At 72.7% G+C, this 15,219-nt stretch carries 9 protein-coding genes; 6 read left to right on the top strand and 3 right to left on the bottom strand.

Annotation, left to right across the window (positions count from 1 at the left end):
- Positions 1-240 precede the first annotated feature (240 nt).
- A complete protein-coding gene (eccCa, locus tag DSC45_RS34220; RefSeq protein ID WP_119295938.1) occupies positions 241-4,200 on the top strand; it encodes a type VII secretion protein EccCa in 3,960 nt (1,319 codons plus the stop codon).
- Here eccCa and DSC45_RS34215 read toward each other — a convergent pair.
- From DSC45_RS34215 to eccE, 3 genes are all read right to left on the bottom strand, one after another.
- Positions 4,193-4,426: a DUF397 domain-containing protein gene (locus DSC45_RS34215; protein WP_119295937.1), complete on the bottom strand. Its 234-nt coding sequence runs from the start codon at positions 4,424-4,426 to the stop codon at positions 4,193-4,195. The two genes, eccCa and DSC45_RS34215, sit on opposite strands and share 8 nt — an antisense overlap.
- 194 nt (positions 4,427-4,620) lie before the next feature.
- The gene (locus DSC45_RS34210) at positions 4,621-5,322 is read right to left on the bottom strand and encodes a hypothetical protein (RefSeq protein ID WP_119295955.1); all 702 of its coding nucleotides are present in this window, start codon (positions 5,320-5,322) and stop codon (positions 4,621-4,623) included.
- A 50-nt stretch (positions 5,323-5,372) separates the two neighbouring features.
- A complete protein-coding gene (gene eccE, locus DSC45_RS34205; RefSeq protein ID WP_162929425.1) occupies positions 5,373-6,593 on the bottom strand; it encodes a type VII secretion protein EccE in 1,221 nt (406 codons plus the stop codon).
- A gap of 519 nt (positions 6,594-7,112) precedes the next feature.
- Between eccE and eccB the strand changes: the two genes are divergently transcribed.
- From eccB to DSC45_RS34180, 5 genes are all read left to right on the top strand, one after another.
- Positions 7,113-8,675, top strand: coding sequence for a type VII secretion protein EccB (eccB, locus tag DSC45_RS34200; protein ID WP_119295935.1), 1,563 nt, complete (start codon positions 7,113-7,115; stop codon positions 8,673-8,675).
- Entirely contained in the window at positions 8,676-10,085 is a 1,410-nt protein-coding gene (mycP, locus tag DSC45_RS34195; RefSeq protein WP_119295934.1) for a type VII secretion-associated serine protease mycosin, read from the top strand.
- Between the two features lie 62 nt (positions 10,086-10,147).
- Positions 10,148-10,516, top strand: a complete 369-nt coding sequence (locus DSC45_RS34190; RefSeq protein WP_119295933.1) for a WXG100 family type VII secretion target — start codon at positions 10,148-10,150, stop codon at positions 10,514-10,516.
- Positions 10,517-10,663: 147 nt separating this feature from the next.
- Entirely contained in the window at positions 10,664-10,963 is a 300-nt protein-coding gene (locus DSC45_RS34185; protein WP_119295932.1) for a WXG100 family type VII secretion target, read from the top strand.
- 352 nt (positions 10,964-11,315) lie between these two features.
- The gene (locus DSC45_RS34180; RefSeq protein ID WP_119295931.1) at positions 11,316-14,987 is read left to right on the top strand and encodes an SCO5717 family growth-regulating ATPase; all 3,672 of its coding nucleotides are present in this window, start codon (positions 11,316-11,318) and stop codon (positions 14,985-14,987) included.
- Positions 14,988-15,219 lie beyond the last annotated feature (232 nt).

The raw sequence follows: 15,219 nt of genomic DNA, 5'->3' as shown, positions 1-15,219 counted from the left end.
GGGTGGTTCCCCTTCGGCCATGGTCGGGGGCGGCGGTCGGTCTCCGTCGAAGTCGCCCGATCCGTCCGGGGGTTCGGGGCTCTGCCGCGTGATCCTGCGGCGCGGCTTCTGCTCCGGGTTCCGACACCTTGACGGCGTTCGGCCCGTTGGGCAGGCACGGGTGATCACTTCGTTTCAACGGGACGGAGGCCGCCGGGTCACCGGACCCGAACGGCACCACCCGGAAAGGGTGTTGGGTGCATGAGCCGGTTGATCGTGAGGCGTCCGCCGCGGACGCGAGCGGCCGATGTGCCGTGCGAGGGCGTGCAGTTGCAGGCGCCGCCGACGCTGTCCCGCGGGCAGCAGGAGGGTGTCCTGCTGCAGTTGCTGCCGATGCTCGGGATGGGCGGTTCGGTGGTCTTCTTCTTCATCACGCCGAACCCGATCATGCGGGTCATGGGCATGGTGATGATCGCATCGACGATCGCGATGGGCGTGGCCATGCTCGTACGGCATCGCCGTGGCACCCAGGGGCAGTTGGCCGACCTGCGCAGGGACTATTTCACCTACCTTTCGCGCACCAGGCGTGCGGTGCTGCGGACGGCCCGGCTGCAGCGGGACGATCAGTTGCGCCGGCACCCCGATCCGGACCAGCTGTGGGCCGTGGTGGCCGACGAGTGCCGGCTGTGGGAGCGGCGTATCGGCGATCCCGACTTCGGTCAGGTCCGTTTCGGCCTCGCGAGTCAGCCGCTCGCCACGGAACTTGTCGCCCCGACGACCGGTCCGGCGCAGGAGCCGGAGCCGCTGACGGCGGCGGCGCTCCGTCGCTTCGTGCACGCGCACGGACGGGTGGAGGGACTGCCGCTCGCCGTGTCCCTGCGTGCGTTCCCGCGGATGGTGGTCGGCGGCCGGCCGGAGGCGGTGCGGGCCGAGCTCAGGGCGGTGCTCTGCTCCCTGTGTGCCCTGCACTCGCCCGAGGATCTGGTGGTGACGGTCGCGGCTTCCGCCGATCGTGCGGGGCACTGGGAGTGGACGAAGTGGCTTCCGCATCTCGCGGCGCCAGGCGCTCCGGACGGCGCCGGCAGTCCGCGGCGCTTCGTGACGGATGCCGAGGCCCTGGAGACGCTGGTCGCCGGGCAGGTGGACTCGCGGCCCCCGTTCCGGTCCGGCGCTCCCCCGCTGCTCGACCGGCCGCACCTGGTCGTCGTACTCGACGGCCTGGCCGTGCAGCCCACTTCGCACCTGGCCGCCGCGGAGGGAGTGCACGGCGTGACCGTCGTGGAGGTCGTCCCGGGCGAGGCGCTGCCGCCCGCCGGAGGACTCGCGGTCACCGTGGACGCCGAGCGGCTGCGGCTCGACGCGGGCCCGGACGCGGTGTTCGAGGCCGCACCGGACGTCCTGTCGTACGAGGCGGCCGAGTCTCTCGCACGGCAGTTGGCTCCGCTGGTCCCGGCGGGCGGCGCGCAGGACGGCGAACCGCTCCTGGCCGAGCTGCAGTTCACCGACCTGCTGGAGCTCGGGGACGCGGGCTCCGTGGACGTCGCGCGGACGTGGTGCCCGCGGTCCGCCGCCGAGCGGCTGCGGGTGCCGATCGGCGTGGGCGAGGGCGGCGAGCCCGTGTTCCTGGACCTCAAGGAGGCTTCGCAGGACGGTATGGGGCCGCACGGGCTGTGCGTGGGGGCGACCGGTTCCGGCAAGTCCGAGCTGCTGAGGACGTTGGTGCTCGGCCTCGCCGTGACGCATTCGTCCGAGTCACTGAACTTCGTGCTCGCCGACTTCAAGGGTGGTGCGACGTTCGCCGGGATGGCTTCGTTGCCGCATGTCGCGGCGGTCATCACGAACCTCGCCGACGATCTGACGCTCGTCGACCGCATGGGGGACGCGATCCGCGGCGAGTTGAACCGCCGCCAGGAACTGCTCCGTGCGGCAGGCAATTTCGCGAGCGTCCACGACTACGAGCGGGCGCGAACCTCCGGCCTTCCCCTGCAGCCGATCCCGTCCCTCGTCGTCGTCATCGACGAGTTCAGTGAACTCCTTGCCGCCCAGCCCGATTTCATCGAGATGTTCGTGCAGACCGGGCGGATCGGCCGGTCGCTCGGCGTGCATCTGCTGCTTGCCTCGCAGCGGCTGGAGGAGGGCCGGCTGCGCGGGCTCGAGACGTACCTCTCGTACCGGATCGGGCTGCGGACGTTCTCCGCCGCGGAGTCCCGGGCGGCACTCGGCGTCCCGGACGCCTATGCGCTTCCCAATGTGCCGGGCTCGGGGTATCTGAAGTTCGGCACGGACGAGATGGTCCGCTTCAAGGCGGCCTACGTGTCCGCTCCGCACCGGGGACGCACGGAACCGCTCGCCTCCGGGACCGTCCCGGTGGACAGGCGGCCGGTCGTCTTCACGGCGGCGCGGGTCCCGGTCCGGTACGCGCCGCCGGAGGATCGCACCGCTCCGCCGCACTCCCCCGCCACCGACGACGATGCGCTCGCCGACACCGTCCTCGACGTCGTGGTGCGGCGACTGGCGGGCAGCGGGCTGCCCGCCCACCAGGTGTGGCTGCCGCCGCTCGATGCGCCGCCTTCGCTCGACGGGCTGCTCGCCGGGGTCGCGGGCGGGCCCGGTTCCGCCGGCGCGTGCCGGCCGGAGGACCGACTGGTGGTGCCGGTCGGCGTGGTGGACAGGCCGTTCGAGCAGCGGCGCGACGCACTACGGCTGGATTTCGCGGGGGCCGCCGGGAATCTGCAGGTCGTGGGCGGGCCGCAGTCGGGCAAGTCGACGCTGCTGCGGACGGTGGTCACGTCGTTCGCACTGACCCATACACCGTACGAAGTGCAGTTCTACGCCCTGGACTTCGGTGGCGGCTCGCTCTCGTCCCTGGCGGAGCTTCCGCATGTGGGGGCCGTCGCCTCGCGCCTGGATCCGGAGCGGGTGCGGCGGACGGTGGCCGAGGTGTACGGGGTGCTCGCCGCACGTGAGGAGTACTTTCGCGCGTCGGGCATCGACTCGATCGCGACGTTCCGGAGGCTGCGCGCGCAGGGCGCGATCGGGGTCGAGGACCAGCCGTGGGGTGATGTGTTCCTTGTCGTCGACGGGTGGGGGCCGTTCCGCGCGGATCACGAGGCGCTCGAGGGAGCAGTGGTCGATCTGGCCGCGCGCGGCCTCGGGTACGGGATCCATGTGCTGCTCACCGCGTCCCGGTCGATGGAGGTCAGGGCAGGGCTGAAGGACCACTTGATGAATCGCCTGGAACTGCGGCTCGGCGACGCGATGGACTCGGAGCTGGACCGCCGGGTGGCTGCTCGGGTGCCCACCGGAGTGCCGGGCCGGGGTGTCACCCCCGACGGGCTGCACTTCATGGCGGCGGTGCCGAGGACGGACGGTGTCGGATCCGCCGCCGGCTTGGCCGAGGCCTCGGCCGCCGCCGCCCGGGAGGTGGCCCGACGCCGGCCGGCGCAACGGGCCCCGGGCGTCCGCCTCCTGCCGCGGTCACTGACGGCGGAGGACCTGCCGCGAGGCGGTACGCACCCGGGCCTGGGCATCGCCTTCGGAGTCGACGAGCACGGCCTCGACCCGGTCTACGTCGACTTCGAGCGGGACCCGTTCTTCCTCGTCATGGGCGAGGCCGAGTCGGGTAAATCGGGTCTGCTGCGGCTGTTGATCAGGCAGTTGACCGAACGGTACGACGGGGACGACTGCAAGATCTTCGTGGTGGACGACCGCAGATCCCTGCTCGGCGCCGTCCCGCCGTCCCACCTCGCGGAGTACGTCCCGCTGTCCACGCACATGGACCATCACGTCGAGGCCCTGGCGGGTCTCGTGCGGCGCCGCACGCCGCCCGCCGATGTGACGCCCGAGCAGCTGCGCGACCGCAGTTGGTGGCAGGGGCCGACGGTCTACGTGGTCGTGGACGACTACGACCTGGTGTGCACCTCGGCGGGCAACCCCTTGGCCCGGCTCACGGAATCGCTGCCGTACGCCCGGGACGTCGGGGTCCGGTTCATCGTCGCCCGGAGTACGGCCGGGGCCGGACGCACGGCGTACGAGCCGTTCATGCAGCGCGTCCAGGAACTCGGTGCGCAAGGAGTGGTGCTGTCCGGGGATCCCGCGGAGGGCGACATCCTCGGCGGCGTGAGCCCTCGGCGGATGCCGCCGGGACGAGGTGTCTTCGTGTCGCGGAAGGGCGGATGTCCGCTGGTACAGACGGGCTGGGCCGCGCCGTCGGCTACTTGAGGTCGAACTCGCCGTCCCTGGCGCCGAGTACGAAGGCCCGCCATTCGGCCTCGGTGTACCTGAGGACGGTGCCGGGGTCCAGAGAGGAGCGCATGGCCACGGCTCCGCCGGGCAGGTGGGCGATCTCGACGCGCTCCTCGGCGTCCTCGGTGCCGGGAGGGCTGAGCCATGTCACGTCGGAGATGTCGAGGGCGTAGAGCTCGTCCTTCTCCTGCTGGGTTCCCATGGTCGGCGGGTCCTTTCGGTTGTGCGGTTGTTCTGTTGAGGGGTGGTGTGGTGCGGGGGCCGTCGGGATGGCTGGTCTCACGGCCATGATGCGGGGTCGGGTGCCCGGCCTCGTCGGGGCCGGACGGGTTTGCGGTCGTTGTGGTCGTCATGGTGCCGGGATCCTTGCCCCGGCGGGGAGGTATCCGCGGTAAGTCAGTCGATCCGGCGGGGATTTCCCAGCAGGCCGGTCTCTGCGTCCGTCACTGTGGTGGCGATCCTCCGGTGGTCCGCTCCCGCGCACCAGAGCGTGACGCCGCCGGGAAGTCCGGGCAGCAGGGCGCGCTCCTGCCCGGTGAGTCCGAGGGCCGGCGCGGCCTGCTCCGCCTCCTCGGGCGAGAGGCGCTGCAGGCCCACGAGGGCCGCCGTACGGAGCAGGCGCGGTGCGGCGGGCCCCAGGTGCGGGAGGAGCGTGAGAACGGACTGCCAGGGTGCCGCCGCGGGAGAGCGCGGGGGTTGTACGCCGCAGTCGCGTACGACGAGGGCCGGGGTGGCCGGGGCAGCGTCCAGCGGTGGCAGGTCACCGACACGGTGCAGCGTGATGGGGTGCGGCCCTTGCGCACCCGCACCGGCCACGGCACTCCAGGCCGGTGCGCGGCCCGTCTCGACGGCGACGCGGATGCCGGTGGCGGCCGCCCGCAGCGCGAGGATCTGCGCGGTCCAGAGTCCGCCGACCAGTACGACGGTGTAGGGCGCGGGGCGTTGCAGGCCGAGCAACTGCGGGGTTCCGGCGGCGTCTTGGCCGATCACCACGCCGTCGTCACCGAGGGGGACACAGAGGTCGGCGAGTTGCGAGGCGGGGACGAGGTGCCCCGCGTGTCCGGGCCCCTCGGGCGCCGCGAGCGGCGGACGGCACAGGCCGGCGAACGCGGACAGGGAGCGGTGTGCGAGGGAGGGCAGGAGTGAGGTCACGTGGCACCGCCCAGGGGCAAGGTGGCGAGCAGGCCGGGGAGTTGCTGCCGGTCGAGGCGGGTCAGGGGCACGTGTGCGGCGCGGCAGGCGCGTTCCAGGTCGTGCCGGGCTCGGTGCAGAGCGTCGGAGCTGCAGGCGGTCGTGCGTACGCGGGCATCGATCCGCAGCGCGTCCCGGTGGGCGCTGCTGCGGACGGTGAGCGACAGCGTCGTGGCGTACGCGTTCGCGTCGGTGGCGGCCGGGAGGAGCGGGGTGAGCTGGGCGGGGATGCGGTCGACGGTGTGGCTGCAGTGCCAGAGGCCGGCGTGGTGCACCGCGTATGCGGATTCGGCGCACGGTGTCGGAGTGTCCTCCGATCGGCCGGGGGCGCAGGCCGCGGTGGCCAGCGCGGCGTGAAGGCCCCTTTGACTCAAGGGAGTTGGGCGCAACCCCACGGCGGCGAGGCGGGTCGTGAGGAGGCGGGTGGCGTGGGAGAGGCAGCGCTGGGCGCCGGATGCGGCGGCGCCGCGCGCGGCGATCGCTTCGGGGCACAGTTCCGGATCGAGGCGTAGGGCGATCCAGGTGAGCCGGAGTGCCGGCGCGGCAGCGCTCGTTCCGTGGGGCGCGTAGGCGAGGCGGGCGACCGAGTCGGAGGGCAGCTGGGGTGTGACGGCCGGGCGCACCTGCTGGACGAGCTGCACGGAGGCGAGCGGGATGCCATCGGTGTGCAGGGCCCCGACGAGCAGGCCGAGAGGGAACGGGGCGCCGCCCGCTGTGCGGAGCGCGTGGCCACGCGCGCGTAGGCCCGGTGTTTCGTCGGCCGCTTCCACTTGGAGGACTGCGGTGAGACGGGTGCCGTCGCTGACCATCCCGATGGTTGTGTCGCCGTGGGGTGCCGGCCCCAGTGCGGGCGCGAGAGTGGGGAGCGGCTGGAGGGGATCCGGAGTGGCGCCGGCCGGTCGGCCATCCGCAGACGGTGGCGAGGCGGGAGGCCCTGAGGGCGGGTGGCTCGCCGCTGCCGAGCGCCCGACTCCCGTCGTACAGGCGGTCGCCAGGGTCGCCGTGGCTTCCTGGGAGCGCTGCCGCTGGGCGATGACCACGGCCGTCCATGCGGGGAGCGAACGCCCCTTGCGGCGCAGGCACCCGAGCAGCAGGAGGACGGCACCGGTGACGGCGGGGACGTACCAGGCACCTCCCAGGAGCGCTCCTGCCACCACCAGCGCGACCGCCAACTCCACGAGTACGAGGCCCTGCAGGGCGACGAGGCCGCAGTCGGCGGCGAGCGGCGGACGTCTCCGGCCGCGTCCAGGACCGGTGCCGCAGGTGTGATCGCCGCCTGGTGCCGGCGAGTTGAGCTGCCCCGGAAACGCTCTTCGGAGTGGATGCCGGAGCTTCGACGTCGCTGGATCGAGTGAGGGGTGGATCAAGGTCACGGTGCCGAGTGACGGTGGATCGAGGATGCCGTGCACACGTGAAGTTGCCCGTTGCCACCGGGAAGCGGCGAAGGACACCACGGCCGGTCGGGGCAAGGGCCGAACGCCTTCCGCGCGGGCCGGACTTCTTCGCGTCGTGATCATTTCGGCGTTCCCCCGAGGGCTGAAGTTGCCGTGTCCTACTGCTGGTCGGAGCCGTCTGCATGTCCCGCCGACAGCGGATCCACTGGGCCGTTCGGATGCATAGTAGGGGCGCTGCGCGCGGGGCGGATCCGCCCCAGCAGGCGGGTTCCGGGCCCGCCGGGCCGAGGAGGGAGGGCACGTATGACCACGCGGCGGGACGAGCTGAACGCGTACACGTTTGCGAAGCAGCGACTCGTATCGCACTTCCTCCAAGGCGCCTCGGCCGACGCCCGGCAGGAGGCTCCGCGGCCGCTGCGCGCGGTGGTGCCGGGAGCCGTCGCCGGGGCGGTGGTGCTGGCCGCGTTCGGCGCCTGGGGGATGTTCCGTCCGGTGGCGCCCGCCGGCTGGGACACCCCGGGCAGAAACGTGATCGTGGCCGACGAATCGACCACGCGGTACGTGGTGTTGCGGACCGAGGGACGCGGCGCGCGGCTCCATCCGGTACTCAACATGACCTCTGCGCGCCTGCTCCTGACCCCGGACCGGGACGAGGTCGTCACGGTGGACGAGTCGGTGCTCGACAGCGGCAGACTGCCGCACGGCCCGACGCTCGGGATCCCCTACGCACCCGACCGGCTGCCCTCCGCGGACGAGGCGGGCGCGGCCATGCGGTGGGCCGTGTGTTCGGCGGGCGCCGAAGACGGGTCACCGGACGAGGCGGTCTTCGTCCTCGCGCCGCGCGAGAGCGACGCGCTCACCGGGCGCCAACGGCTGGGCAGGGGCGAGCTGTTGTACGTCCAGGGTCCGGACGGCGTTCGCTACGTGGTCGATGCGGCCGGCCGTGCGTACCCGCTGCCCGCCGACGAGTTGCTGCTCAGAGAAGTGGCCGGACAGGGCCGGCCCCCGCAGCAGGTGTCCGCCGCGTGGCTGGCGACCTTGCACAAGGGCGACCCGATCCGGTTCCCGCGGATCTCCGGAACTCCCGGAGCGGACGCGGGAGTCGGCGGCGGATTTCGCGTCGGAACGGTCCTGGAGGCGGCCGACGGGACCGGGGACCGGATGTACGTGGTGCTTCCGGGCCGGGTGGCGCCCGTCAGCGACTTCACCGCCCGGCTGCTCCTGAACAGTCCGGCCCTGGAGTCTCTCGGCCAGCACGGCCGGCCGCGCCGGGTGAGCGCGGCCAGCATTCAGCCGGGTCCGGCCTACGGCGCGCACCGGGCCTGGCCGCACGAGCTGCCTCGCGTCGTGAACTCCACGCCCGTGCGTGCCGCGGCCGGACCCAGAACGTCACCGTCCGCCGCTTCCGCCGGGTCGGCCCCGGCGGTCAGGACCACCGTCTGCAGTGTGCTCGAAGGTGTGGACCGGGGAACCGGCCGGACGACGGTCGGCACCTGGGCCGGTACGGAGTATCCGGTCGCCCTGCCGGACGGGCGCGCGAGCGCGTATGTGACCCCGGGGGCCGGGCAGTTGGTCCGGCAGTTCCAGGGGACGGGGACCGGGTCGGGGCCGCTGTTCCTGGTGACGGACACGGGTCTGCGGTACGCGATGCAGTCCAACGGTGACACTGCGAGCCAGGACGCGGGGATCGGCCTTGCACGGTCCGCACGTGCGGGCGGGGCGGTGGGTGCCGAGGCCCGGCAGGCGCAGACCCGGCTCGGTTACGCGGACGTCGAACCCGCTCCGGTACCCGCGCCCTGGGCCTCGCTCCTGCCGATGGGCCCCCGTCTGTCGACCGGCTCGGCGCGGCAGCCGCAGGGGTCTTGAATGCGGCGGGACACATCGGTCGCCAGCGGTGGACCACAGCGCGAACAGCGGCCTGCGCGGCGGTTCGGCGCGTCCTGTGCGGTCCGCGTCGCCCTGCCGCTGTCGCTCTGCCTGACGCTGCACCTGTGCCAGCAGCTCGGCTCGCCGACAGTGCTCGCCGCTGCCGCCGCTCGTACGCAGGGAACGACCCACCGCGCAGCGGCTCGCGCGACGACGGCCGCACTCGAGCAGAACGCGCCCTCGGCGGACGGCAGTTGCACCTACCCCGGAAAGACGTACCGCGGCCGCCCGTGGGCCCTGCAGCGAGTGCTGCTCGACGACCTGTGGAAGGAGTCGACGGGCAAGGGCGTCCGGGTCGCCGTGGTCGACACCGGCGTGGACGCGCGTCACCCGCAGCTCGCGGCCAACGTCGACAGCGGCGGCGGCAACTTCCTTCCGGCGAAGGACAGCCGGGGCAGGCCGCTGGAGCGGGGCGCCGCGAACGGCACGAGCGACTCCGCGGGCCACGGCACCCGCGTGGCGGGCATCATCGCCGCCCGCCCGACGCCCGGCACCGGGTTCGCCGGGCTTGCGCCCGACGCGACGATCCTGCCCGTACGGCACAACGACGCGGCGGGCAACGGCAGTGCCGGCACGCTGGCCCAGGCCATCCGGTACGCGGTCGCCGCGGATGCGGACGTCATCAACATCTCCCAGGACACGGCGGGTGCCGTGCGTCCCTCCGCCGCACTCGAAGAGGCCGTCGCCGCCGCATTGCGCAGTGACGTCGTGCTGGTCGCGGCGGCGGGGAACCGGGGTACGGGCGGCCGCTCGAGGCCCACCTATCCCGCCTCGTACCCCGGAGTGCTCGCCGTCGCCGCGTCGGACCGGAGCAACGAGCGGGCGCCCTTCTCCCAGGCCGGGGACTTCGTCGGGGTGGCCGCGCCGGGGGTCGACATCGTCTCCACGGTGCCGGGCGGCGGTCACTGTGCCGACCACGGAACGAGCTTCGCGGCGCCCTATGCGGCCGGTGTGGCCGCTCTGTTGCGGGCCAAGCACGGCGACTGGACGCGGCAGCAGATCGTCGCCCGCATTCAGCAGACGGCCGAGCGGTCGGCTCCGGGCGCCGACCGGTTGCTGGGCTGGGGCGTCGTCGATCCGGTGCGTGCACTCGACACGGACGGTGTGGCCGAACCGCCGGTGCGGCCCGTGGCCGAGGCGGCGGGACACGCGAGCGCGCGCGAGGCGCCCGTGCCCGGCGGTCTGCGCGTGACAGAGACCGCCGACGAACGGGACGGGCGGCTTGCGGCGTACGCGGTGCTCGCGGGTGCGGCGCTGGCCGCTTCCGTGGCCGGCGCGGCGGTGGCCGGGCGTCGGGCACGGCGGGTACGGCGGGTACGTCGGGAGGGGGCGGATCTCGCGGCGCGGTGAGCTGGGGCTTCGGGGGACAGCAGGGAATTCACGGTTCATGACAGGGAGAGGAACAGCGGCGGATGACACGGCAAGTAGTCAGCGATCAGGTACTGCGCAGGTTCGGGCTCGAGCTGAACGAGCGCTTCGCGTCCGTCAGAGCGCAGCTGACTCAGTTGAACGCGGTGATCGATGAGATCGAGGGCAAGTGGCAGGGGCAGGGCGCCCATTCGTTCAACGCTCAGCAATCCCGTATCAACCAGCGGATGGCCGGCATCGGCCGGCTGCTCGCTCGGTTCGAGGACGCGGTGCAGAACAACCGGAAGATCGCCGGCAGTACGGACCACGAGGTGTACCAGGCACTGCAGCGGGTGGACGTGGGAGACGACGGAGGCGGTGGTACGTCGTCCGGGCCCGGTGCCCGGCCCGCCTCGAGCTTCAACGGCTACTGATCCCGGCGGCCTCGCGGACTCCGACGCCGTCGGGCCGCCGGTCATCCGCTCACTCGCGGGGCACGCGCGCGTAGACCCGCGTTTTCAGGACGAAACCCCAACCCGCGCGGGCTCCCATCAGCAACCCACCCCCTACGGAGGCGCTCCATGACAACTCAACCCGACGCATTGGTCGTCACCTACGCGGAACTCAACCGGGCGGCAGGCACCATCGACCGCCAGGGCCGCCAGCTCGAAACGGATCTCGAGGCCCTGCAGTCCCGCATCCGGGACGTCTCCCAGCACTTCGAGGGCGAGGCCAAGAACGCCGCCGACAGCATGCACCGGGACTGGGACCGTCAGGCCAAGGAGATCCACCTGGCACTGAAGTCGATCGCGCAGGCCGTCCTCGACGCGGCGCCCGCGTATCAGGCCGGTGACCGGAAGGCGGCGAGCTACTACCTGTGACGAGTGGGGCGTGCCACACCGGCAGCGAGACCGGATCGTTGGACTGTGCCGATCACGTGAACGGTTGGAGGAGACCGGGTCCACTTTTGGCCGGTCTTGTCGGATTCCGCCGTCACCGTGCGGCGTAGACAGGTCACTTCAGGGCAGGACGTGACGCAGGGGGCACGCGAACGCACGTTGCCGGGCCTGCCGTACGGGCACTCCTGGTGATTAGTCTTGGCCCGGGGAGCGGTGCCAGAACCCGTAGCCGGTTCGTGCGCGTCCCTTGGGGGAGAGCCGGGGCTGGACGACTGGCGACACACGTTCGCCCCCATCCACGGCAACAGGGTGCTCGACCACACCAGGAGGCATTGTGAACAGCGATCGGAACGAGATCCGCGGGGGCTGGAACACACCCGGCGATGATCAGTCCGACGCGGAGCCCGAGGTGACGGGCGAGTTCACCATCGATTACACGCCGCCCGCCTGGTACACCCAGAATGCGGCGAGTTCGGGTGATTCCGACAGCAGTCCGGCCGCTCCGCCGCCGGCGCCGCCCTCCGGGCCACCCGTCAGCGTTCCCGGGCTCCCGGCGGGCAGCGGCTTCGAGCCGAACTGGCCCTCCTCCGCCACCCCGCCGGCGCCCCCGGCGCCGCCCGCCGCTCCGGATGCGCCGCCCGCCGCGGCCTCCGTACCGCCGGGACCTCAGCCGACCCCCGAGACGGCTCGGCTCACCGCGGTGCCCGACGACGCCGTGGGTGGCGGGGACTTGGAGAGCCCGGCGACCATCCGGTTCTCCGCTGCTTCACTCAAGCGGGAGATCGCGGAGCGGGCCGCTGCCTCCGGCGACGGGGAGCCGATACGCGACGACGCGGACGCGGACTCCGCCGCTGCACGGTCGTCGGCCAACGGTTCGGCCGCCGTCCTGGCGGCGGGAGGCTCGGCAGACCCCGGCATCGACCTTCCCGGCGGCTTCGACCAGGCGACGGATGCGAGCGACGAAGCCGAGGACGGCGTGAGCGCGGACGGTGTGAGCGCGGACGGCGTGGACGGCGAGCGTTCGTACGCGAGCGACTCCGACCTCGGGAACCCCTTCGCCGCGGAAGACGAAGCGGAACTCGACGAGGTCAAGTCCGAGGAAGCGGTTGCGGACGCGGACGCGGTTGCCGATGCCCTCTCGGATGCGGACGCCGACGCAGACGCAGACGCATGGGCTCCAGCAGCCGGGGCCCCTGCGTCGGACAGCCTGACGTCCCTTTCTCACGGCATCGACAGCTCGGACGACGCCGAGAGCACCGACAGCACAGACAGCACGCACAGCGCCGGAATCGCCGACAGCAAGCCGGACGCCATCGACAGCTTCCACTCCGCGGTGAACGACTCCACCGAGGACGCCGAGGTATCGGACGCCACCCCCGCCGACGCTCCCCCGCCCAGCCCCTGGGACAAGCAGGTCGACCGGGGCGACGTCGCAACCCCGTTCCCGTCCCCCAGCGCCACGACAGCGGAACCGGATGCACCGGAGGACGCGGAGGCCGGACCAGTGGCAGAACCGGAACCGGAACCGGAACTCGCTCCCGATGCCGAGGACGCCTCCGCCGCCGTGAACGACGCGGTCCCCGGACTGCCGCAGGAGCCCCAGGACTTGCCCCCGTCGTCCGCCGACGCGGTCGTCCCGGACTCACCCGAGATCGAGGACCGCATCCCCGAGACCCAGGACAGCGCCCCACCCGTCCAGGACAGCATCCCGCCCGTGCACGACAGCGTGCCGTCGGTGCAGGACGGCGTTCCGCCCGCGCCGGGCAGCCTGCCCTCGTCCGCCCCGAGCGACGAGCAGCACGATGCACCCGCCGCTCCCCCGCAGGCGGCCCCCGACACCGGTCAGGCCTGGCCGGCGACCACGGGCCAGGGTGCCGGCGGACTCCCGCCGCTGCCGCCCGCCTTCAGGTCCGCAGGCGAGGCGCAGCCGCAGGCACCCGCGCCCGCGCCGCAGTGGCCGAAGCCGGAACAGCCCGCCGCCCAGGCGCAGTCCCCGGCCCAGCCGCAGGCACCGAGCCCGCAGCCCGCGCCGCCGGCCTGGCCCGCCACGGCGGGCGCGTCCGGGGCACCTTCCGGCGCCGACGAACAGTCCGCACCGCCCCCTGCGGGCGGCACCGCCTTCCCGCCGCCCGCGGCCACACCGGCCCACCCGGGCGAGCCCACCGCGGCCCCCGACGCCGGCCCGCTGCCGCCGGCCGCCCCTTCGGGGCAGCCGTCGCCGCCCCCCGGCTTCCCTGCGGCCCCGGCCCACCCAGCGCCCAACCCCCAAGCTCCGCAAGGCGGTTACCCCGCCCCCCAGGGCCAGGCGGCGCCCCAGACACCACCCCCCGGCTACGGCTTCCCCCACCCGGGCACCCCGGCCGCACCTCAGCCCACCCCGGGCGAACCCACTCCCAACCTGCCGGCCCCGATCCCGCACCAGCAGCAACAGCAACAACCCCCGTACGCCGACGGATCCGCCCAGTCCCAGGCACCCCAGGCCCCGGGCGGCTACGCCTACCCCCAGTCCGGCGACACGGCACCGCCCGTACCTCCCACCGCCGACCCCCGCACCGGAGCCGCCTGGCCCCAGCCGATCACCCACGACCAGCGGGACCGTCAGGTTCCGGGCGCGCCCATCGGGTACACGGCATCGGTCGAGCTGTCGTCGGACCGGCTGATCGGCAAGAAGCAGAAGACGAAGAGCAGCCGTTCCCCGAGCGGAGCGTCGCGCTTCAAGTTCGGCGGCAAGAAGGAGGAGGCGGAGCGGCAGCGGCGCCTCGAGCTGATCCGTACGCCGGTGCTCTCCTGCTATCGGATCGCGGTGATCTCGCTCAAGGGCGGCGTGGGCAAGACGACCACCACGACCGCGCTGGGCGCGACCCTCGCCACCGAACGGCAGGACAAGATCCTCGCCATCGACGCCAACCCGGACGCCGGCACGCTCGGCCGCCGGGTGCGCCGCGAGACCGGTGCGACGATCCGCGACCTGGTCCAGGCGATCCCGCACCTCAACTCGTACATGGACATCAGGCGGTTCACCTCCCAGGCGCCGTCCGGCCTGGAGATCATCGCCAACGACGTGGACCCGGCGGTCTCCACGACGTTCAACGACGAGGACTACCGCCGCGCGATCGACGTACTCGGCAAGCAGTACCCGGTCATCCTGACCGACTCGGGCACCGGACTGCTCTACAGCGCGATGCGTGGAGTCCTGGACCTGGCCGACCAGTTGATCATCATCTCGACGCCTTCGGTGGACGGCGCGAGCAGTGCGAGCACCACACTCGACTGGCTGTCCGCGCACGGTTACGCCGACCTGGTGTCGCGTTCGCTCACGGTCATCTCCGGCGTCCGGGACACCGGAAAGATGATCAAGGTCGACGACATCGTCAGCCACTTCAAGACGCGCTGCCGCGACGTCGTCGTCATCCCCTTCGACGAGCACCTCTCAGCCGGCGCCGAGGTCGACCTCGACATGATGCGGCCGAAGGTCCGCGAGGCGTACTTCAACCTGTCCGCCCTGGTCGCCGAGGACTTCGCCCGCCACCAGCAGCAGCAGGGTCTGTGGACGCAGAGCAGCGGCAGCGTCCCGCCGACCGTGGCGCCCCCGCTGCCGGGCCAGCCGCTGCCCCAGCAACAAGGACAGCCGTACGCCCAACAGCCCCCGTACGGCGGGGCGCAGCCGGGCCAGCCCCAGCAACCTGGACAACAGCCGTACCCGGGCCAGGCCCAGCCGTACCCCCAGCAGCCCGGCCACCCCCAGTCCCCGGGTGGCTGGCAACAGGCGCCCGGGCAGCAGCCACAGCTGCCCGCGGGCTCAACTCCACAGCCGGAACAACCCGTTCAGCCGAGCGGGCCCGGCCAGGCGCTCCCGCCGGGACAGCAGCCGTACCCGGAGCAGCTGCAGGAACCGGGGCAGGCCGGGCAACCCGACCACGGCCTGCACGGACCTGTCCCACCAGGAGGTATGCCACCCACTGGCCAGGGAGGTCAGGGAGGCCAGCCGCCAACGGCTCCCCACTGACGCCCCTTTCAGGGGACTAAACCAATGAGGGCTCACGCCGCGAAAACGGCGTGAGCCCTCACGCGTTCCCGCAGGCCACACCGTGTTCACCTACCGTTGACATGTCTAAACCACCGCTGATAGACACTCTCACCATCCACGCCCACAGGCGCAGCACGTTCCACCCTGATCCACCAGAGGTTCCGTTTCACCCGTCGTATTCGTACTGCCCTTCCTGCGCGAGCAGCGTCGA

The sequence above is a fragment of the Streptomyces sp. YIM 130001 genome (assembly GCF_003574445.1).
GTDB lineage: Bacteria > Actinomycetota > Actinomycetes > Streptomycetales > Streptomycetaceae > Streptomyces.
Note: the sequence above shows the minus strand (reverse complement) of the source record. Positions and strands in the feature narration are given on the sequence as shown.